The sequence below is a fragment of the Saccharothrix coeruleofusca genome (assembly GCF_014648515.1).
Lineage (GTDB): Bacteria > Actinomycetota > Actinomycetes > Mycobacteriales > Pseudonocardiaceae > Actinosynnema > Actinosynnema coeruleofuscum.
Genome location: NZ_BMRG01000016.1, coordinates 12,512 through 31,749, shown reverse-complemented (window position 1 = coordinate 31,749; position 19,238 = coordinate 12,512). Strand labels below are relative to the sequence as shown.

At 72.1% G+C, this 19,238-nt stretch carries 18 protein-coding genes; 13 read left to right on the top strand and 5 right to left on the bottom strand.

Annotation, left to right across the window (positions count from 1 at the left end; translation table 11 throughout):
* From IEZ00_RS28410 to IEZ00_RS28350, 13 genes are read left to right on the top strand one after another with little or no spacing between them, the layout of a single operon-like run.
* On the top strand, positions 1-270 hold the full coding sequence (locus IEZ00_RS28410) for an acyl carrier protein (RefSeq protein WP_189226426.1): 270 nt from the start codon (positions 1-3) through the stop codon (positions 268-270).
* Complete coding sequence (locus tag IEZ00_RS28405) at positions 267-1,403, top strand: acyl-CoA dehydrogenase family protein (protein WP_189226425.1); 1,137 nt, start codon at positions 267-269, stop codon at positions 1,401-1,403. The genes IEZ00_RS28410 and IEZ00_RS28405 overlap by 4 nt, the downstream gene beginning before the upstream one ends.
* Positions 1,400-2,479, top strand: a complete 1,080-nt coding sequence (locus IEZ00_RS28400; RefSeq protein ID WP_189226424.1) for an HAD-IIIC family phosphatase — start codon at positions 1,400-1,402, stop codon at positions 2,477-2,479. The genes IEZ00_RS28405 and IEZ00_RS28400 overlap by 4 nt, the downstream gene beginning before the upstream one ends.
* On the top strand, positions 2,476-3,099 hold the full coding sequence (locus IEZ00_RS28395; RefSeq protein ID WP_189226423.1) for a class I SAM-dependent methyltransferase: 624 nt from the start codon (positions 2,476-2,478) through the stop codon (positions 3,097-3,099). Before IEZ00_RS28400 ends, IEZ00_RS28395 begins: the two co-directional genes overlap by 4 nt.
* Entirely contained in the window at positions 3,099-3,854 is a 756-nt protein-coding gene (locus IEZ00_RS28390; RefSeq protein ID WP_189226422.1) for an SDR family NAD(P)-dependent oxidoreductase, read from the top strand. The genes IEZ00_RS28395 and IEZ00_RS28390 overlap by 1 nt, the downstream gene beginning before the upstream one ends.
* Positions 3,841-4,428 (top strand): LOG family protein, encoded by a 588-nt coding sequence (locus IEZ00_RS28385; RefSeq protein ID WP_189226421.1) that lies wholly within the window; start codon positions 3,841-3,843, stop codon positions 4,426-4,428. Before IEZ00_RS28390 ends, IEZ00_RS28385 begins: the two co-directional genes overlap by 14 nt.
* A gap of 10 nt (positions 4,429-4,438) precedes the next feature.
* A complete protein-coding gene (locus IEZ00_RS28380; RefSeq protein ID WP_189226420.1) occupies positions 4,439-5,758 on the top strand; it encodes a UDP-glucose dehydrogenase family protein in 1,320 nt (439 codons plus the stop codon).
* Positions 5,755-7,032, top strand: coding sequence for an MFS transporter (locus IEZ00_RS28375; RefSeq protein ID WP_189226419.1), 1,278 nt, complete (start codon positions 5,755-5,757; stop codon positions 7,030-7,032). The genes IEZ00_RS28380 and IEZ00_RS28375 overlap by 4 nt, the downstream gene beginning before the upstream one ends.
* A 2-nt stretch (positions 7,033-7,034) precedes the next feature.
* Positions 7,035-8,279 (top strand): ATP-grasp domain-containing protein, encoded by a 1,245-nt coding sequence (locus IEZ00_RS28370; RefSeq protein ID WP_189226418.1) that lies wholly within the window; start codon positions 7,035-7,037, stop codon positions 8,277-8,279.
* 39 nt (positions 8,280-8,318) lie between these two features.
* Positions 8,319-9,050, top strand: a complete 732-nt coding sequence (locus IEZ00_RS28365; protein ID WP_189226417.1) for a methyltransferase domain-containing protein — start codon at positions 8,319-8,321, stop codon at positions 9,048-9,050.
* Positions 9,050-9,832, top strand: a complete 783-nt coding sequence (locus tag IEZ00_RS28360; protein WP_189226416.1) for a tRNA ligase subunit PheS family protein — start codon at positions 9,050-9,052, stop codon at positions 9,830-9,832. Before IEZ00_RS28365 ends, IEZ00_RS28360 begins: the two co-directional genes overlap by 1 nt.
* Positions 9,833-9,854: 22 nt before the next feature.
* On the top strand, positions 9,855-11,774 hold the full coding sequence (locus IEZ00_RS28355; protein ID WP_189226415.1) for a phenylalanine--tRNA ligase subunit beta: 1,920 nt from the start codon (positions 9,855-9,857) through the stop codon (positions 11,772-11,774).
* Between the two features lie 58 nt (positions 11,775-11,832).
* Entirely contained in the window at positions 11,833-12,882 is a 1,050-nt protein-coding gene (locus IEZ00_RS28350; RefSeq protein WP_189226414.1) for a helix-turn-helix transcriptional regulator, read from the top strand.
* Between the two features lie 435 nt (positions 12,883-13,317).
* Here IEZ00_RS28350 and IEZ00_RS28345 read toward each other — a convergent pair whose 3' ends face one another.
* The 5 genes from IEZ00_RS28345 to IEZ00_RS28325 are packed head-to-tail and all read right to left on the bottom strand — an operon-like array spanning position 13,318 to position 18,763.
* A complete protein-coding gene (locus IEZ00_RS28345) occupies positions 13,318-14,346 on the bottom strand; it encodes an isocitrate/isopropylmalate dehydrogenase family protein (protein ID WP_189226413.1) in 1,029 nt (342 codons plus the stop codon).
* Positions 14,347-14,356: 10 nt separating this feature from the next.
* Complete coding sequence (locus IEZ00_RS28340; protein ID WP_229796166.1) at positions 14,357-15,553, bottom strand: pyridoxal phosphate-dependent aminotransferase; 1,197 nt, start codon at positions 15,551-15,553, stop codon at positions 14,357-14,359.
* Positions 15,550-16,158 (bottom strand): 3-isopropylmalate dehydratase small subunit, encoded by a 609-nt coding sequence (gene leuD, locus IEZ00_RS28335; RefSeq protein WP_209618258.1) that lies wholly within the window; start codon positions 16,156-16,158, stop codon positions 15,550-15,552. Before leuD ends, IEZ00_RS28340 begins: the two co-directional genes overlap by 4 nt.
* A gap of 11 nt (positions 16,159-16,169) precedes the next feature.
* The gene (gene leuC / locus IEZ00_RS28330; protein ID WP_189226411.1) at positions 16,170-17,582 is read right to left on the bottom strand and encodes a 3-isopropylmalate dehydratase large subunit; all 1,413 of its coding nucleotides are present in this window, start codon (positions 17,580-17,582) and stop codon (positions 16,170-16,172) included.
* Positions 17,582-18,763 (bottom strand): LeuA family protein, encoded by a 1,182-nt coding sequence (locus IEZ00_RS28325; RefSeq protein ID WP_189226410.1) that lies wholly within the window; start codon positions 18,761-18,763, stop codon positions 17,582-17,584. Before IEZ00_RS28325 ends, leuC begins: the two co-directional genes overlap by 1 nt.
* Positions 18,764-19,238 lie beyond the last annotated feature (475 nt).

Genomic DNA, 19,238 nt, shown 5'->3' with positions numbered 1-19,238 from the left:
GTGTCCGGCACGAAGCAGGTTGTCAGCTACGACGAGGTGCACCAGCAGGTACGCGAATACGTGCTCGGCCTGGTGGGGGTGTCAGAGCTGGACGGTGACCGCGAGCTGATCACCGAGCACGTGGTCGACTCGGTCGCCGCCATCCAGATGGTCGACTTCGTGGAGCGGACCTTCGGCATCGAGGTCGAGGACGAGGACCTGGAGCTGGCCAACTTCAACACCGTCAACGGCTTGACCCGCCTGGTCGCAGAGAAGCTCCGGCTGTCATGAGCGCCTCGGTCGTCGACGTGCTGAAGTGGTTGCGGCACGGAGACTTCCCCGACCGCGCCGACCACTGGGAACAGGCGGGCGCGGTAGACGCCCAGGGCGTCCGGGAGGCCGCGGACGCCGGGCTGCTGGGCCTGACCGTGCCCCGGCGCTACGGCGGTGACGGGTGGTCCCTGCCGGAGGTGGTCGAGGTGCACCGCACGATGGCGGGCTTCTCGCCCAGCCTGCAGAGCCTGCTCGTGGTGCACAGCATGGTGTGCCAGGCGGTGCTGCGCTGGGGACGGTCCGATCTGCGCGAGCTGGTGCTGCCGGAACTGGCTGCCGGGACCAAGATCGCCGCGTTCGCGCTCACCGAAGCCGAGTCCGGCAGCGACATCCGATCGCTGCGCACCACCCTGGCCGAACGTGACGGCGAGATCCTCGTCACCGGCCGCAAGAGGTGGATCAGCTTCGGCGAGCTGGCAGACGTCTTCCTGGTCTTCGGCATGAGCGACGGCGGCGGGAGCTGCGCGCTGGTCCCGGCGGGCGCGGGCCAGCGGGTCAGCCCGGAGCCGCCGACGACCGGGCTGCGCGCCTCCCGGCTGGCCGATATCGAGTTCGACGCCACACCGACCTCCGCGAACCTCGCCGTGGGTCGTCCGGGGTTCGGAGTGCCGCACGTGGCCACCTCGTGCTTGACGCTGGGTCGCGTGCTGGTGGCCGCGGCGGCGGTCGGAGTCGCCCAGGCGGCCGTGGAGCTGGCCACCGCGCACGCCGCGCAGCGCCAGGTCGGTGGCGTCGCCCTCGGCGACCGCCAGCTGGTGCGCGGCCTGCTGGCCGAGGCGTCGATCCTCGCCGAAGCGGCGTGGGCGATGGTCCGCGCCGCCGCCGAGCGCGTCGAGGAGCGCGACCCGGAGGCGGCCACCGCCGCGGGCCGGGCCAAGGTGCTGGCCGCTCGCGCCGTCTCGGTCGCCACCGATCACGCCTCCCGCGTGCTCGGCGCCGCGGGACTGGCCGAGGGACACCGGCTGACCCGACTCAGCCAGGCGGCCCGCACCTACCAGGTGATCGAAGGTCCGAACGAGGTGCTGCTCGACCTCGTCGGCGCGGACCTGCTGCGCCGCGAGGCGGCCACCCGACAAGGAGGTGACCGGTGAGCGAGCCGGTGAAGTGCGTGGTCTGGGACCTGGACGACACCCTGTGGGAGGGCACCCTCGTCGAGGGCGACCGGGTCGTGGTCCCCGACCGGCACCGCGAGTTCGTCCGGCTGCTGGACCAGCGCGGCGTGCTGCAGTCCGTGGCCAGCCGCAACGATCCGGAGCCGACGCTGGCCGAGCTGGCCAGGCAGGGCCTCGCCGAGTACTTCCTGCACCCGCAGGTGGGCTGGCAGGCCAAGTCCGAGTCGCTGCGGCTGATCGCCAAGCAACTCAACATCGCCACCGCGAGCCTGCTGTTCGTCGACGACTCCGACTTCGAGCGGGCCGAGGTCGCCAGCGCGCTGCCCGAGGTCCGGTGCGTGTCCCCGTCGCGGTTCGCGGAGTTGCTGGAAGGTGGTGACGTGCTGCCCGCCGCGGTCACGCCCGAGGCCGCCCAGCGCAGGCAGCTCTACCTCGCCGAGCAGCGCCGCGGCGTGGAGCAGGCGAACTTCACCGGCCCGGCCGAGGAGTTCCTGCGCTCGCTGCGCATGCGGCTGACCGTGCGGGACGCCACCGCGCAGGACCTGGCCAGGGCAGCCGAGCTGACCCAGCGCACGCACCAGCTCAACACCACCGGTCTGACGTTCGGCGAGCGGGAGCTGGCCGAACTGGCCGAGGACCCCGGCCACCGCGTGCTGGTGGCCACGCTGACGGACCGGTTCGGCGGCTACGGCACGATCGGGCTCGCCGTGGTGGCCACCAGTGGTCCGATGTGGACCATCCGGCTGCTGCTGATGTCCTGCCGGGTGATGGGCCGCAACATCGGCACCGCGTTCGTCGGAGTGGTCGTGGGCCTGGCACGGGCCAGGGGCGCCGGTGTGCGCGCGCACTTCCGGCCCACCGACCGCAACCGCCAGATGCGGATGACGTACCGGTTCCTCGGCTTCACCCCGGTGGCGACGCAGGACGACCTCGTGGTGTTCGAACTGCCCGGCTCGGTGGACCTCCAGGTGCCGGACTACGTGCACCTGGACGTGCCCGCCGACCTCGGAGAGCTCTTGTTGACCACTGCCAACGCATCGGAGGAGATCAGGTGAAGGCGTTTACCGACAGCTGGGTGGACAAGTTCGCGACCGTGTACGCCGACAGCCCGCTGGCCGAGCTGTCCTGGTTCACCGCGTCACCCGGCATCGAGCTGATCAAGCTGGTCATCGACGGCGTGATCCGGCGCGGTGACCGGGTGGTCGACCTGGGCTCGGGCCCCGGCGTCGACGCCGTCTTCCTGGCCGCCCAGGGCATGGACGTCACCGGCGTGGACCTGTCCGAGCAAGCCGTGGAGCGGGCCAGGGCCTGGGCAGATCTGGCAGGCGTGTCCGCGCGGTTCATCCAGGGCGACGCGCTGGATGTGCCGCTGCCCTCGCACCAGGCTGACGTCGTCACGGACTCCTTCGTGTTCCACAACATGCGCGACGAGGCCCGGCCCGTCTACGCCGCCGAGGTGCACCGGCTGCTGCGGCCCGGCGGGTTGTTCGTGCTGAACTCGTTCTCCGACCACATGGTGGAGGGCACCGGCCCGCGCCGGGTCACCAGCGCGGAGATCCTCGCCACGTTCGACTCCAACCGGTTCGAGTGCGTCGAACTGCGGCTGTACCGCAACCTGCCGACCGCGACCAAGCCGAACCAGGTGCACTGGATCGGCCAGTTCCGGGCGCGGTGATGGCAGGCAGGTTCGCGGGCAGGCGGGTGGTGGTCACCGGCGGCGGGCGCGGGATCGGCCGAGCGGTCGCCCTCGCCTTCGCCGCCGAGGGCGCGGACGTCGCCGTGCTGGCGAGGACCAAGGAGCAAGTCGACGCCGTGGCCGCGGAGATGGCGCCGTTGGGCGGTCGTTACGTCGCGGTGAGCTGCGACGTCGGCGACGCCGAGCAGGTGGCCGCCGCGGATCGGCAGGTGACCGAGGCGTTCGGCGGGGTCGACGTCCTGGTCAACGCCGCAGGCGTGTTCACCATGGGCCCGTCCGCGGATTTCCCGGCCGACCAGGTGAACGAACTGCTGACGACGAACGTCGCGGGCACGCTGCGGTGCTGCCAGGTCTTCGGCAGGCACATGCTCGCCGCGGGCGCGGGGAAGATCGTGAACTTCGGCTCGCTGCTGTCGTTCACCGCGTTCCCCGAGCGCGCCGCGTACGCCGCGAGCAAAGCCGGGGTGGTCCAGCTGACCAGGGTGCTGGGCGTGGAGTGGGCGGCAGCCGGGGTCAACGTCAACGGCGTGGCCCCGGGGATGATCCGGATCGAGACCCCGCACCCGGCCGCGTTGGCGGAGGACGACATCGTCGCGCGCATCCCGGCGGGCAGGCGCGGGGCGCCCGCCGACATCACCGGACCGGTGCTGTTCCTGGCCTCCGCGGACGCGGACTACGTCAACGGCCAGACCATCGTGGTGGACGGAGGGTGGCTCAGCTATGGATACCTCTAGCCCCAGGTACGCGCTCTGCGTCTTCTGCGGCTTCTCGACCGGCAACTCGCCCCGCTACCAGCAGGTCGCCACCGAGCTGGGCCAGCTGCTCGCCGACCGGCGCCACCAGCTGGTGTACGGCGCGGGCGGAGTCGGGCTGATGGGCGCGGTGGCGCGCGGCGCGGCCGACCGCGGCGGGGAGATCCTCGGCGTGATCCCGCACTTCCTGCGCTCCAGGGAGGCAGGCCACCACCTGCCGCCGCAGACGGTCGTGCTCACCGATGACCTGCTGGACCGCAAGCGGATCATGATCGAGCGCGCGGACGCGTTCATCGCCCTGCCCGGCGGCTACGGGACTCTGGACGAGGTGCTGGAAGTGGTCTCGATGACCGCGCTCGGCCTCGACGTGGGGCCGCTGGTGCTGGTCGACGTCGCCAACGACTGGGCCACCCTGCGCGACCTCGTCCGCGACCTGCTCGGCCGCGGTTTCGCCCGGCGGCACGACCTCTTCCACGTCGTGGGCTCCGCGGAGGAGGCGCTGGACGCGGTGGAGTCGCTGCTGGCCCCGGCTGTCGCCGTGAACAGCGTGGGATGAGAGGACCGCCATGTCACAGCCGAACTCACACCCGAGGGCCGTCGCCGTCGTCGGCGCGGGCTACGTCGGCCTGACCACGGCCGCCTGCCTGGCCGCCGAAGGGCACCAGGTGACCTGCGTCGACGTGGACGCGGCCAAGGTCGACCGGCTGCGCAGCGGCCAGGTCGGCATCCTCGAACCGGGCCTGCCCGACCTGGTCGCCACCGGCCTGCGCACCGGGCGGCTGAGGTTCACCACGGACCTGGCGGCCGCCGTCACCGGCCAGGTGCCCGCGGAGGTCGTCTTCATCTGCGTTCCGACGCCGATGGGCGACGGTGGCGCGGCGAACATGTCCGTCGTGGACGGTGTGGCGGCGGACTTGGAACGGCTGCTGCCGCGGGGCGCGGTGCTGGTGCTCAAGTCGACGGTGCCGGTGGGCACCGCGGCGCGGGTGCGCGGGCTGATCGCGCGCCCGGACGTCGCCGTGGTGTCCAACCCGGAGTTCCTCCGGGAGGGCAGCGCCATCGCCGGTTTCCGCGAGCCGGACCGGGTCGTCATCGGTGCGGACGACCCGGCCGCGGCCGAGGTGGTCGCAGGGCTGTACCGGACCACCGACGCGCCCGTCGTGCTGACCGACAACGCCAGCGCCGAGATGATCAAGTACGCCGCCAACGGGTTCCTGGCCACCAAGCTGTCCTACGTGAACATGCTCGCCGAGCTGTGCGAGTCAGTCGGCGCGGACATCGTGAGTGTCACCGCCGGACTGGGCTACGACGCCCGGATCGGCCGTTCGCACCTGGAACCCGGCCCCGGCTGGGGCGGTCCGTGCCTGCCGAAGGACACCTGGGCGCTGCTCACCTTCGGCCGCGAGCAGGGGGTGGCGCTGCCGCTGATCGAGGGCGCGCTGGAGATCAACACCCGCCAGCACCAACGCGTAGCCGACAAGGTGCGGGCCAGCCTCGGCGGTTCGGTCCGCGGCGCCCGCATCGGCGTGTTCGGCCTGACGTTCAAGGCGGGCACCGCGGACTTGCGGGACTCGCCCGCCCTGGCGGTGGCCGAGATCCTGCGCGACGAGGGCGCCGAGCTGAGCCTGTACGACCCGACGGTGCGGCCGGGTGCTCCCGGCCTGGCGGAGGACTGGAATGTGGTGGACGACCCCGGCCTGGCGGTGAAGGGCGCCGCGGCCGTCGTGCTGCTGACCGAGTGGCCGGAGTTCCGCGAGCTGGACTGGGCGCTGCTGGCGCACCTGATGGCGGGCGACATCGTGATCGACGCCCGCAACCTGCTCGACGAGAACCAGTTGCGTGGCCACGGGCTGACCGTGACCGGAGTGGGACGACGGAACCGATGAGCACAAGGGTCACGCGGTTGCCGTTCGGCAGGCGCTACCTCGCAGGCTGGGCGCTCACCACGGCGGGCACCGGCCTGGTGTTCCCGCTCACCGCGGTCTACCTGCGCGAGCAGATGGGCCTGTCGGTGTTCGGCGTATCGCTGTACTTCATGCTGTTCGCCGTGGCGGGCCTGGTGGTCAATCCGGTCGCGGGCGCGTTGTGCGACCGGGTCGGGCCGGGGCGGATCGCGGTGTTGGCCACCGCCTGCCAGGCCGTCGGACCCTTCTTCCTGGTGGCCAGGCAACCCGCCGACCTGAACCTGCTCGCGGCGCTGCTGTCGGGCGCGGGCACTGGGATCTTCTACGCCGTGCAGACACCGATGCTGCTGTCGGTGTTCGGGGCGGACAACCTCGGGCGCGTGCTGGCCGCCAAGTACCGGGTCAGCGCGGGCGCGGTCGGCGCGGGGTCGATCGCGGGCGGCGCGTTGGCCAGTTCACTGGGCACCACGGGCTACCAGTTGAGCTTCGCGGTCAACGGGTTGACGTACCTGGGCTACGGCCTGGTGCTGATCGGGATCGCGCGGGCCCGCCGACGGGACCGCGTCGGGACACCCGGCGAGACGACGGGGGCGTCGCTGGCCGAAGTCGTCGCGCCGTTCACCGACCGCGTGTTCCTCTGGGTCCTGCTGCTCCAAGGGATGCTCGTGGTCTTCGGGCTCGGCCAGGTCGAGTCCGTGCTGCCGATCGTGCTGCGCGACAGCGCACAGCTGACGGTCTCGGGCATCAGCGTCGTGCTGGCGGTCAACTCGATTTCGGTGATCGCCTTGCAGGGACTGGTGGTTCGCGCGGTGGAGCGGATCGGGTACATACCGGCGCTGCGCGCGGCGATCATCTGCTGGTGCGCGAGCCTGGTGCTGCTGGCTGGAGCGGGCGTGGTGTCCGCGGGCTGGGCGCGGCTGCTGCTGGCGGCCGGGTACTCGCTGGTGTTCGCCATCGGTCAGTGCCTGATCGCACCGAGCCTGCAACCGGTGGTGGTGGCCAACGCGCCACCCCATCGGGTCGCGGTCTACTCGTCGTCCACCTCGCTGGTCTACGGAATGGGCAACCTGGCGGCCCCGGCGCTGTGCCTGCCGCTGTTCACCGCGCTGGGCTTCGGCGGTTACCTCGGCCTGCAACTGGCCGGCTACGTGGTCGGCGGTGTCGCGATCGCGGTGATCGCGGCGGGACAGCGTCGCGACAACAGACAGAGCGAGACGAATGCGGCCGGTCAGCGGTCGGCGAGAGGAGTGGTGTGACGATGTCCGGTCAAGGCGGGACGCGACGGCGGGAGACCCTGCTCGTCGTCGGGTCGGGTTACCAGCTCAGCAACGAGCCGATGTTCAACCAGCTCGCCACCGAGGCGGACCTGGTGCTGCTCGACTCGGCGCCGCTGACCTGGCAGCACCGCTGGGTGCGCGACCACGAGGTGTTCGACCCCAACGACGAGGGGGACGCGCTGCGGCTGGCCAAGGTGCTGGCCGGGCGCAACCGGATCGACGCGGTGTGCACGCACACCGAGGGCTCGGTGCTGCTGGCCGCTCGGCTCGCCGAGGCGCTGAGCCTGCCCGGACTGCCGGTGGCCGCGGCCGAGCTGGCTCGCGACAAGCACCGGCAGCGGCAGATGCTGGCGGCCACCGGGCTGTCGCCGACGCGGTCGGTGCTGGTGCACGACCTGGACGCGGCGCGGGCCGCCGCCGCGCAGATCGGCTTCCCGCTGGTGGTCAAGCCGCGCGGGCTGTCCGGCAGTGCCGGGGTGTGCCGGGTGGACGACCCGGCGGACTTCGACGCCGCGTTCCTGGCATCGGTGCACATCGACAAGAAGGGCATGGCCAGCGAAGGCACCCTCATCGAGGAGTACATCGACGGCGAGGAGTTCGCCGTGGACTTCTGGGTGGTCGACGGCGTGGCCACGCCCGTGTCCTGGTACCGCTACGTGATGGGGTACGACCAGCACCCCATCCAGATCGGGTACATCGCGGGCAACGGCGCGCTCACCGAGCCCGCCACCACCGACGGGTTCGAGCTGGCCCGCCGGGCCGTGCTCGCCGCCGGGATGGACCGGACCGTGGCGCACGTCGAGATCAAGCTCAGCTCCCGGGGTCCGCGCGTGATCGAGCTCAACGGCCGTCCGCCGGGGGACATCTCGTCGCTGATCGTGGAGGTGGCCCGCGGCGTGCGGATGGGCGGCCTGCTCGCCGCCGCCGCGCTGGGCCGCGAGCCGGAGCGGCGGGAGGTCCGGGACCACGCGGCCGGTTGCCGCTTCCTCTACCCGCGGGGGCGGCAACGGTTCGACGGCCTGGCCCCAGCACCGGAACTGCGGTCGCGGCCGTGGGTCTACGAGGTCGGCGAGCTGCGCCCGCGCGGCGACATCGTCGCACCGCCGCCGGAGGACCTGTACGGGCGCGTCGGCTACGTGATGGCTACCGGACCCGACGCCGACGAGGTCGCCGACCGGCTGGCGCTGGCCACCCACGAACTGGAAGTCCTCGGTCCCCTGGTCTGAACGCGCTTGAGGACCGCACACACAGAGAGGCAGAGACGCATGGTCGACTGGAGCCCCGAGACCTACGGCCCGCGGTGGAAGAACGTCTACGACGAGGTCGGCTGGCCGCGCCCGGACGCGGCGGTGGAGTTCCTCAGCGCGCGCCGGGGCAGCGGCCGGTGCCTGGAGCTCGGCATCGGCACCGGACGGGTGGCGATCCCGCTCGTGGCACGCGGTGTGCCGCTGGACGGCCTGGACGCGTCGCCGGAGATCGTGGAGGTCATGCGCACCAAGCCCGGCGGCGAGGCGATCGAGGTCACCATCGGCGACATGGCCGACTTCAAGCTCGAGCGCAAGTACTCGCTGATCCTCCTGCTGCTGAACTCCCTGTACGCTTTGCAGACGCAGGAGGATCAGATCCGCTGCTTCGAGTCGGTGGCCGCGCACCTGGAGCCCGGCGGGTTGTTCGTGGTGGAGACGTTCATGCCGGACCCGACCCGGTTCCGGTTCGGCGGCCGCGCGCACGTCTACGAGGTCGGACTGGACCACGTGCGGATCGAGGCGGACACCTTCGACCGGGCCACCCAGCAGATCCTCGAGAACCACATCGAGGTCCGCGAGGACGGGATCAAGCTGTACCCGGCGTTCCTGCGCTACACCTGGCCGTCCGAGATGGACCTGATGGCGCGGATCGCCGGACTGCGGCTGCGGGAGCGCTGGGGCGACTGGGCGAACGTGCCGTTCGACGCGTCGTCGGAGAACCACATCGCCGTCTACGAGAAGCCGGCCTGATGAGCCTGCGGACAGGTGCACCCGTCGCCACCCGGCTGCGCGATCCGGGGCTCCCCCCGGCCGGACCCCGAGTGGGGCGGGTGCACCCCGTGGTATCGCTGGCCGACCGCATCGCGGAAGCGTTCACACCGCTGGGCTTCGAGGTCGTCGACCTGCCGCTGCTGGCCACCGCGGCGGACAACTTCGACGTGCTGGGCTACCCGGCCGACCACCCCACCCGCACGCGGCTGACCTTCAGCCCCGCGGACGGGGTGGTGCTCACCACGCACAGCTCGGCGGGCGTGCCCGCGCTGCTGCGCCGCGCGGCGCCCGGCCCGCTGCGCGCCCTGCTGGTGGGCAGCTGCTTCCGCAATGAGACCGGGTCGGCGTACTCCAACTCCCAGTTCACCCAGGCCGAGGGCGTGGTCGTGCAGCCGGGGCTGGGCCTGCCCGACCTCGCGGGGCTGTTCGACCGGTTGGTGACCGGCTTGTTCGGCGCGGGTCACCGGTGGTGGCTCAAGCGCAGCGACTACCCCTTCACAGCGCCGGGGTTCGCCCTGGACATCGAGTGCCCGGTGTGCGAGGACGGCTGCCCCGAGTGCAGGCAGCGCGGCCGGGTGGAGATCGGTGCCGGGGGAGTGCTGCGCGACGAGGTGCTCACCGCCTGCGGTTACCCGCCCGGTCGGACCACCGCGCTGAGCTTCGGCTGCTCCCTGGAGCGGCTGCTCAGACTCGACTACGGCCTGACCGACATCCGCGAGCTGCTGATCAACGACACGCGCGTGCTGGAGCAGTTCGACTGAGCGCACCGAGGAGGTGATGGTCGTGCGGGTCCCACTGGCATGGCTGGACGACCTGTGCGGCCGCCGTGTCGACCGCTCGCACCTGGCGGGCTGGCTGCGCGCGGCGGGCGCACAGGTCGGCGAGATCGACGACGCCCGCGGGGCGGCGGTGGAGGTGCTGGCGCCCCCTGGCCTGGGGCACTTGACGTCCGTCCTGGGACTGGCCGCGGAGATCCGCGGTCGCCTCGGGCAGGCGGCGGACGAGCGTGCCGCGGGGGCACTGCCCGTCGACCCCCCGGTTCTGCGCGCCGACTTCGCCCTCCTGGTCGAGCCCGCCCCGGCGAGGCTCGCCGCAGCGGCGGTCGTCCTGCCCGGACCGGTCGAGGTTCCCGGTCCGCAGGCGGAGTGGCTGACGGCGGCGGGTGTGCGGCTCACCGGCACCGTGGCCGACGTGCTGGCCTTCGTTCAGCTGGAGACCGGGCAGCCCGTGCACGCGGCCGAGGGCACGCTGGACGGCCTCGCTCTGCGGACGAACGCCGAGGGCGAGGTCGTGGTCGCCGCCGGGGACCAGGTGCTGGCGGTCCCCGGCAAGGGTGCGGCCGAGCTGCCGCGGAACTGCCGGGAGGTGGTCGTCTACTCGTGGTGGTTGCCGCCGGAGGCCATGCGGCAGGTGCTGCGCACCGCGGGCCGGTTGGACGGCACGGGGCAGCGGCTGGCGTGCGGGCTGCCGTCGGCGGGGTGCGACTTGGCGGTGGCCAGGGTCGTCGAACTGGTGACGGCATGGGCGCGGGGTGAGGTCAAGGCGACCGCGGCGGGAGGCGTCACGCCCGCGCCCCGGCCGGTGTTCACGATCGGCGAAGCTGAGCTGCGCGCCATCATCGCCCCGGACGTCGACGTCCGAGCGGCCGCGACCCTGCTCAGCGCCGCGGGCGTGCCCGCCGTGGTGGAGCACGGCGCGCTGCGGGTCAGCCCGCCGTTCTGGCGCGAGGACCTCACCTGCGCCCGGATGGTCGCCGGGGAGGTCGCGCGGCTGCGCGGGTACCGGTCGATCCCGGTCCGCTTGCCCGCGTGGGACCGCGTGCCGTCGGTCGACCCGGCGAGGCAGCTGCGCCGGACGTTGCGCGACGTGGCCGTCCGGTGGGGCTTGCAGCAGGTCACCACCCCGGTGCTGTGGCCGTCGTCGTCGGACCTGCCGTCCATCGACCCCACCGGCGTCGACCCGATGGAAGTGCGCGGCCGCACCGGGTTGAGGAACCTGCGGGTCCGTGATTCCCTGCTGCCCGCCGTGCTGGACGTGGCCACCCGGTCGTTGGAGCACACCGGGGCGGCTCACCACTTCGAGATCGGCCCGGTCCCGCGCTCGGCCCGACCAGGGGACGAGCAGTGGCGCATGACCGCCGTGCTGGGCGGGGCGCTGCTGCCGCCGTCCCTGGTCGACCCGGAGCCACGGGCCGTCACCTTCGCCGACCTGGTCGGGTTGGTGGGCATGCTGGGCGCGGGGCGCGGAGAACCGGAGCTGGTGCCCGCGGAGCGCTCGGTGTTCGATCCGTCCTTCACCGTGCTGGTCGGCGGTGAGCGGGTGGGCCGGGCGGGGGTGTTCGGTCCGCAGCTGTTCTGCGTCGACCTCGATCTGGGGGCGCTGCAAGCGCTGCCGCTGGTGCGGCGGTCTGTGCGGCCGGTGCCGCAGGTCCCGTTGCCCGCGTTCAACGTGACGGTGGACCTCGCGCCCGGCCAGCAGGCGCGGGAGGTGCTGGACCTGGTCGCCGAGGCGGGCATGACTCGGCGGGACCTGGTGCGGGTGCGGGACGTCTACCAGGGTGAGCGGATCGGCCACGGCCGCACCTCCCTCACGATCCGGGCCGAGTTCGACATGGCGGACGCGACGGGCGCCAAGGCGGAGGGGCGCAGACGCCGCGAGGCCGTGCTCGCCGCGGCCAGGGGACGCGGGTGGGACTGCCGCTGACGCGACCGCGGTACGGCTGCGGGAACGGATCAGGAAGCGCGGCACGCACGCTGGGCACGTGAACGAGCAGACGACAGGCGAGGAGCGATCCGGCGGGATGTCGTGGGGATGCGGCGTCCCGCCGCTGAGCGAAGAGGGCATGCGGGTCTACAAGTGGGGCTTGAACGGCGACGGCTTCACCGTGCGCGAAGCGGCCGCGATGCTGCGGGTCCCACTGCCGGAGGCCCGGCGGGTCGTTGACGAGCTGCGCGCGCTGCAGCTGGTCCAGTCGCTGCCGGGGGAACCGGACCGGCTCGTGCCCGCCAACCCCGACCTGGCCGCGGCCGGGGTGCTCGCCCCCATCGAGATCGACATCCTGTCCCGGCAGCGGAGCGTGACGCGACTGAGGGACGCGCTGACCCGGCTGTCACCGCTGTACCAGGCGAGCAGGAGCGGCGCCTCGGTGGAGGAGGTGGTCGACGTCGTGCCGGACGCCCAGTCGGTGCGGTGCCTGCTCAACGAGTGGGCCGTGCGCTGCCGTGCCGAGGTGCTCATGGTGCAACCCGGTGGCGGCCGCAGCGCCGACCAGTTGCGCGAAGCCCACGAGCGGGACCTGCAGATGCTGGAACGCGGTATCCGCATGCGCACCCTCTACCAGCACTCGGCCCGCTTCGACCTGCCCATCAGGGAGCACATCCGCACCTTGCGCGAGGCGGGCGCGGACATCCGCACATGCGAGGTGCTGTTCAGCTATCTGGTCGTCTTCGACGACGAAGTGGCGTTCATCCCCGCGGCCACCGGTTCCGGCGGCGCGGCGGTGATCCGCGGCTCCGCGACGATCGGCTTCCTGCGCGGCGTGTTCGAACACATCTGGACGACCGCGAAGCCGTTCGTCCCCCACCACCTGGACGACCAGGCGGTGACCGATGAGATCAAGCAGACGATCCTGAACATGCTCACCGAAGGCGTCAAGGACGACATCATCGCCCGCCGTCTCGGCCTCTCGGTGCGGACCTGCCGCAAGCACATCGCCCAGCTGATGCGCCAGATGGACGCCCAGAGCCGCTTCCAGTTCGGCTACCTCGCCGGTCGCGGGGGCCTGACCCGCGCAGGCCGGACTCCCGCGTGAGGATCAGCCCGGTCGGCTGGAGCCGTCGGGACCGATCCGCTGTCCGGGCCACGCCGACGGCACTGCCGTCGGCGTGGTGGCGGTCGATCCGCACTTGCTTCGTCGCCGTCGACCGATCGAGCCGACATCCCGTGCGTGTCTCACCGCCTGCGCCCTTGTCCGGCCTCGCCCGGTGGTGCGTACCTCCGCCTCGCGCCGTCCGATGAGGACCCCTCGACTGTCCCGCGCCCGCCCACGGCGAGGTGACGGCAGCCGAACCTGGCAGGAGTGCCGGGCGGCACTCGGCCCGCCTCACCACCTCGACCCGCCGCGACGAGCACCGTGGAGCCGTGCTTGGGGATCGGCACCTGAACGCAGCGGGTCCGCGCGGCGGAGCAGCGGTGATCGCCTCCCCCGGCTGGTTCCGGGGGAGGCGATCACCGCGCGCGACACCTCTCAGCCAAGCTCCGCCCGAATGGCGGCGCCGGCTTCGGTGGTGGTCAGCGAGCCGCCGAGGTCCGGGGTGCACCGTCGCTGGATCACCGCCCGCGCCACCGCGGAGCGCACCGCGGCCGCCGCGTCCCCGTGGCCGAGCCGTTCGACCATCAGCGCCGCCGAGAGGATGGCGGCGACGGGGTTGGCGCGGTTGAGCCCGGCGATGTCGGGAGCGCTGCCGTGGACGGGTTCGTACAGGCCGAAGCCGGTGGTGGGGTTGAGGTTGCCCGATGCGGCTGTGCCGATGCCGCCGCCGAGTTCCGCCGCGAGGTCGCTGAGGATGTCGCCGTAGGAGTTGTTGGTGACGATCACGTCGAAACTGGCGGGGTCGGCCACCAGGAGCATCGCGGCCGCGTCGACGTACAGGTGCCGGGTGGGAGTCCCAGGGTGACGACCGCGGTGCTCCGCCCAGCAGCGTTGCCAGAGTCGGCCGCCGTTGGGCACCGCGTTGGACTTGTCGACCATGCAGACTTCGGACCGGGCGATGTCGAACGCGTAGTCGAGCAGGCGGGAGACGCCGGTGTAGGTGTTGACCTCGACGTCGAGGGCGACTTCCTGCGGCGTGGACTGGCGCAGGGAGCCGCCGATACCCGCGTAGAGGCCCTCGCTGTTCTCCCGCACCACGACGCAGTCGATGGCGCCGCGCTTGGTGTCCTTGAGCGGGCTGAGGTGGTCGGCCAAGAGGCTCACCGCGCGGTGGTTGACGTACAGGTCCAGCTCGAAGCGCAGGCGCAGCAGCACTCCTCGCACGTAGTCGGGGGTCGTGACGCGCGGATCGCCGACAGCGCCGAGCAGCGCCGCGTCGCTGCGCTGGATGCGCGCGACGTCGTCGGCGGTCAACGCGGTGCCTGACGCGAGGAAGGTGTCGGCGTTGACGTGCTCGAGGACGTCGAACGTCAACCCCAGGTCGAGCTCGTCGAGCGTGCGGACGGCCTCCTGGATGACCTCCGGCCCGATGCCGTCGCCAGGGAGCACGGCGATGACAGTCATGGTTCCCCTCTCAAATCCGGCCGAACAGCCGCGCTTCGACTTCCCGCCAAACGGCAGGTGGACGGTTGAACGCGATGCGGACGTAGCGGTCACCGCGCGCGCGGTTGTGGAAGAACGGCCTGCCAGGGGCCAGCAGGATGCCGAAGTCCCGCAGCAGCCGTTCGCAGAACGCGGTGCTGTCCTCTGTGGTGAGCGCGTCGATGCGGCCGAACGCGAAGCAACCGCCCTCGATCGTCTCGAAGCCGACGCCGAAGCGCTCGAACAGCGCCACCGCGGTGTCCTTCAGGCAGGCCAGTGCTTCCGCCTGCCGCGCCGCCCAGTCGGGTTGCAGCCCGACGCTGCCGATCGCGGCTTGCAGCGGCGCGGCCGTGCCGTTGGTGGTGACCTCGTGGATCCGGCGCAGGATGCTCGTCCGCTCCGCCTCGGCCCGCAGGTATCCCAGCCGCCAGCCGCTGATCGCGTGGCTCTTGGACAGCGAGCCCACGACGATGCTGCGCTGCCGCAGACCGGGCACGTCCGCGGCCGACAGGTGCCGCCGCGCTCCGAAGACGAGCCCCGCGTACGCCTCGTCGGACACCGCCACGGCGTTCCACCGCTCGCACAGTTCGGCGATCTCGGCCAGCTCCTCGTACCGCAGTGCCCGGCCCGTCGGGTTGCTCGGCGAGTTCAGCAGCACCGCCCTGGTGCGGGGGCCGAAGGCGGCGCGCAGGTCGGCCGGGTCGTAGTGCCAGTCCGGTTCGTGCAGGGGCACGAACCGCGGCACACCCCCGGCCAACGCGATCGTGCCGAGGAAGTTCTCGTAGAACGGCTCGAACACGACGACCTCGTCACCTGGGTCGACCAGCGACTGCAGCGCCACGCACAACCCCTCGGTGGCGCCCGCGGTCACGGTGATCTCGGTCGACGGGTCCGCCGGGGAGTTCAGCGATGAGGCGATCCGCTCCCGCAGGGCCTGCTCGCCCAGCGGAAGCTCGTACTGGTTGCGCCCGGTCTTCAAGGCGGTGATCGCCGCGCCCACCGCTGTGCCGGGCGTTTCGGGGAACTGTGGGGTGCCCACGGCGAGGTTGACGACGTCACTCCGGCTCGACCGCAGCAACTTGGCCAGTTCGCTGTCGCGCAGTCCGCGGGCGCGCTGCGCGGTGTGGCCCGCCACGCCGTCCATGCGGACGCGGCCCGCTCCGGGGGCTGCCCGCACCTCGGTGGTCATGACGCGCCCCGCCCGGACAGGCACCCCGGCCGCAGCGACGGCAGCCACGGCTTGCGCCCGCGCTCGTACCGGCTGATGTCCTCGTCCTGCTGCTCGGTCAGCGCGATGTCGTCCAGGCCGTTGAGCAGCAGGTACCGGGCGTGGCTGTCAACGTCGAACCGGCGCCGCAGCTCCCCGGCGCGCACCTCGCACTCCTCCAGGTCGACGGTGACCGGCAGGTCCGGGTCGGTCTCCGCTGCCTTCGACAGCGCGGCCACGTCCGCCTCCGGCAGGCTGATCGCCAGCAGGCCGTTCTTCAAGGCGTTGCGGCGGAAGATGTCACCGAAGCTGATGGCGATGACGGCCACGAACCCCCAGTCGCGCAACGCCCACACGGCGTGCTCCCTGGAACTGCCCGTGCCGAAGTTGTTCCCGGCCACCAGCACGCTGGCGTCCCGCAGGTGCGGTTGGTCCAGCGGGAACCCCGGCTGGCCCCGCCACCCCGCGAACAGCGCGTCCTCGTAGCCGTGCTTGGTCAGCCGCTTGCAGAACTGCGCCGGGGTGATCTGATCGGTGTCCACGTCGTCCCGCGCGAGTACGACGGCCCGTCCGGTGTGGACGGTCAACGGCGGTGGTGTCACCGGTCGCCTCCGATCAGGTCCCGCGGCGAGGCGAGGTGCCCGGCCACCGCCGTGGCCGCCGCGGTCGACGGCGACACCAGGTGGGTCCGGGCGTGGTCGCCCTGCCTGCGCTCGTAGTTGCGGTTGGACGTGGACGCCACGCGGGCGGGGCCGCCGAGCCGGTCGTTGTTCATGCCGAGGCACATCGAGCACCCGGCCAGCCGCCACTGCGCGCCCGCCGCGGTGAACACCTCGTCCAGGCCCTCCCGCTCGGCCTGGGCGCGGACCTGCATGGAGCCCGGAACGACGATCATCCGCACACCGGGGGCGACCTTGCGGCCGTCGAGCACGGCCGCCGCCGCCCGCAGGTCCTCGATCCGGCCGTTGGTGCAGGACCCCAGGAACACCGTGTCGATCGGGATGTCGCGCATCCTCGTGCCGGGCTCGAGACCCATGTAGGCCAGCGCGCGCCGGGCGGCGGCCTGCTCGCCGGGCTCGCTGAACGAGTCCGGGTCGGGCACCACACCGTCGCCGAGCGGCGCTGCCTGACCGGGGTTGGTGCCCCACGTGACGAAGGGTGTCAGCTCGGACGTGTCGACCACGACGGTCCGGTCGAACCTCGCGCCTTCGTCGGTGCGCAGCTCCCGCCACGCGGCCACGGCGTCGTCCCACTGCGCCCCGGTGGGCGCGGCCGGGCGTCCGGCCAGGTAGTCCTCGGTGATCTCGTCGGGCGCGACCAGTCCGGCGCGGGCACCGGCCTCCACGGTCATGTTGCAGATGGACATCCGGCCCTCCATGGAGATCTGCCGGATGACCGGGCCGCGGTACTCCAGGACGTGGCCGTGCGCGCCGTTCGCCCCGATCTGCGCGATCAGCGCCATGACGAGGTCTTTGGGGGAGACGTCCGGCGGCAGCGCGCCGGTGAACTCCACGGCCATGGTCCGCGGCCGGGCCAGTGACAGCGTCTGGGTGGCCAGCACGTGCTCGACGTCGCTGGTGCCGACGCCGAACGCCAACGCCCCCAGCGCGCCGTGGGTCGAGGTGTGGCTGTCGCCGCACACCACGGTCATCCCCGGTTGCACGAGACCCAGCTCCGGCGCGACGACGTGCACGACGCCCTGCCTGCCGTCGCCGTGCGCGAGGTGCTCGATGCCGTGCCGCTCGCAGTTCGCGCGCAGCTGCTGCACCTGGGCCTTGCTCATCGCGTCGCGGATCAGCAGGCTGTCGGTCGGGACGTTGTGGTCTTCCACCGCCAGGGTGAGGTCCGGTCTGCGCACCGCCCTGCCCTGGTGCTCGATGCCGTCGAACGCCTGCGGTGACGTCACCTCGTGCACCAGGTGCAGGTCGATGTAGAGCAGGTCGCTCGCATCGCCGGAGCGCACCACGTGGTCGTCCCAGACCTTGTCGATGATGGTGCGGGGCGCGGACATCAGGAGTCCGCCGTCGCCAGGAGGGTGGAGCTGAGGACTCGGGCCAGTTCGGTGGTGGAGATGTACTCGCCGTCGGCCTGGCCCGCGATGTGCTCCTCGTAGAACTTCTGGCCCAGCTCGGGGTCCCACGGCATGCCCAGCTCGTCGAACACGTGGCGCAGCACCGCCCTGCCGGAATGCCTGCCGACCAGGATTCGCCGCTCTCGGCCGAACCGCTCCGGCTCGACGTACTCGTAGGTGATCGGGTTGCGCAGCATGCCCGCCTGGTGGATGCCCGCGAGCGTGCTGAAGACGTTGTCGCCGAAGATCGGCTTGTTGCGCGGCGGAGCCATGCCGATCCTGTCGGACAGCAGTTGGAACACCTCGTACAGGCGGGAGGTCTCCAGCGTGGTGTGCGCCCCGAACCGGTGGCCCTTGTAGGTCAGGACCGCCGCCAGCTCCTCCAGCGGGGTGTTGCCCGCCCGCTCACCGATCCCGGCGACCGTCGCCTGCACCTCGTCGGCGCCCGCCTCGATCCCGGCCAGCGCGTTGGCCAGCGACAGGCCCATGTCGTCGTGGCAGTGCGTGGCCAGCACGATCTCGTCGGGGATCCAGGAGCGGACCTTCGCGATCATCTCCCCGAACTCCGACGGCACCATGTGGCCGGTCGTGTCGGCGAGCAGCACGGTCGTGGCGCCTTCGGCCAGACCGGTGTCCACCAGGGCGTGCAGCAGGTCGTCCGAACCGCGGCTGGCGTCCTCGACACCGAGCGAGATGTCCCGCAGCCCCAGTGAACGCGCGAACCTGATGGCGTCCCTGGTCTCCGCGAGGTTCTGCTCACGCGTGATACCCCGCTTGTGCTCCATGTGCAGCTCGCTGCCGGTCACCAGGATCTCCACCTGGTGGCGCTCGGTGCCGCCGCCCGCCACGGCCGCCTCGATGTCCGCGCGGTTGGCGCGGGTCAGCGAGCAGAACCGGGCGGTGGTCAGCGCCTGGGACACCATCTGCAGCGCGGCGAAGTCGCTGGGGCTGGAGTTGGGGAACCCGACCTCGATCACGTCGACGCCCAGCGCCTCGATGGCCAGCGCCAGCTCCAGCTTGGTGTGAGCGGACATGGCGTTGCCCGGTGCCTGCTCGCCGTCGCGCAGCGTGGTGTCGAAGATCGAGATCCGGCGCGAACCCTGCTCATCGTTGGAACCCATCACCACTCCTGACTCGTGTTCGTTTCCGGGCGTCTCATGCGGACTGGCGCGAGGCGCTGGGGCACTGGGATGAGTGCACTCCGGAGCACCGCGACCGGGAAAGTCGCACGAACCGTGACTTGACAACCGGTTCGGCCCAGTGCTGTCGCCACGGCGGGCGCGGACCGGGGGCGAGGGGAGTGGGCGTGTCGGAGCTCACGGTGGCGTACCGCCTTCGGCACCACGGAGTGGGAGCGAGCCTCGGTCACCGGGCGCTGGTCCCGTGGGATCGGGGAGAAGCCCAGCGTCCCGACCGAGGTGGAGACGGTGTTCCGCCAGGGGCGCCCGCCGGAAGCGCGACGAGGTGGCCGACCGCTCGGCGGCGTCGATCGCGGGAGACGTCCACCGCGCAGTCGGCCGCACCCGGCCGGGCGGAACACCCGGCCCTCGCCACGTCGGGCACGGGGGTCGCGCCCAAGCGGTCGTCAGCGGGCGT

Excerpts from the sequence above, each read along its gene's own strand:
- IEZ00_RS28405 (WP_189226425.1), top strand. The coding sequence starts at position 267 with ATGAGCGCCTCGGTCGTCGACGTGCTGAAGTGGTTGCGGCACGGAGAC.
- IEZ00_RS28390 (WP_189226422.1), top strand. The coding sequence starts at position 3,099 with ATGGCAGGCAGGTTCGCGGGCAGGCGGGTGGTGGTCACCGGCGGCGGG.
- IEZ00_RS28385 (WP_189226421.1), top strand. The coding sequence starts at position 3,841 with ATGGATACCTCTAGCCCCAGGTACGCGCTCTGCGTCTTCTGCGGCTTC.
- IEZ00_RS28380 (WP_189226420.1), top strand. The coding sequence starts at position 4,439 with ATGTCACAGCCGAACTCACACCCGAGGGCCGTCGCCGTCGTCGGCGCG.
- IEZ00_RS28375 (WP_189226419.1), top strand. The coding sequence starts at position 5,755 with ATGAGCACAAGGGTCACGCGGTTGCCGTTCGGCAGGCGCTACCTCGCA.
- IEZ00_RS28370 (WP_189226418.1), top strand. The coding sequence starts at position 7,035 with ATGTCCGGTCAAGGCGGGACGCGACGGCGGGAGACCCTGCTCGTCGTC.
- IEZ00_RS28365 (WP_189226417.1), top strand. The coding sequence starts at position 8,319 with ATGGTCGACTGGAGCCCCGAGACCTACGGCCCGCGGTGGAAGAACGTC.
- IEZ00_RS28360 (WP_189226416.1), top strand. The coding sequence starts at position 9,050 with ATGAGCCTGCGGACAGGTGCACCCGTCGCCACCCGGCTGCGCGATCCG.
- IEZ00_RS28345 (WP_189226413.1), bottom strand. The coding sequence starts at position 14,346 with ATGACTGTCATCGCCGTGCTCCCTGGCGACGGCATCGGGCCGGAGGTC.
- IEZ00_RS28340 (WP_229796166.1), bottom strand. The coding sequence starts at position 15,553 with ATGACCACCGAGGTGCGGGCAGCCCCCGGAGCGGGCCGCGTCCGCATG.
- leuC (WP_189226411.1), bottom strand. The coding sequence starts at position 17,582 with ATGTCCGCGCCCCGCACCATCATCGACAAGGTCTGGGACGACCACGTG.
- IEZ00_RS28325 (WP_189226410.1), bottom strand. The coding sequence starts at position 18,763 with ATGGGTTCCAACGATGAGCAGGGTTCGCGCCGGATCTCGATCTTCGAC.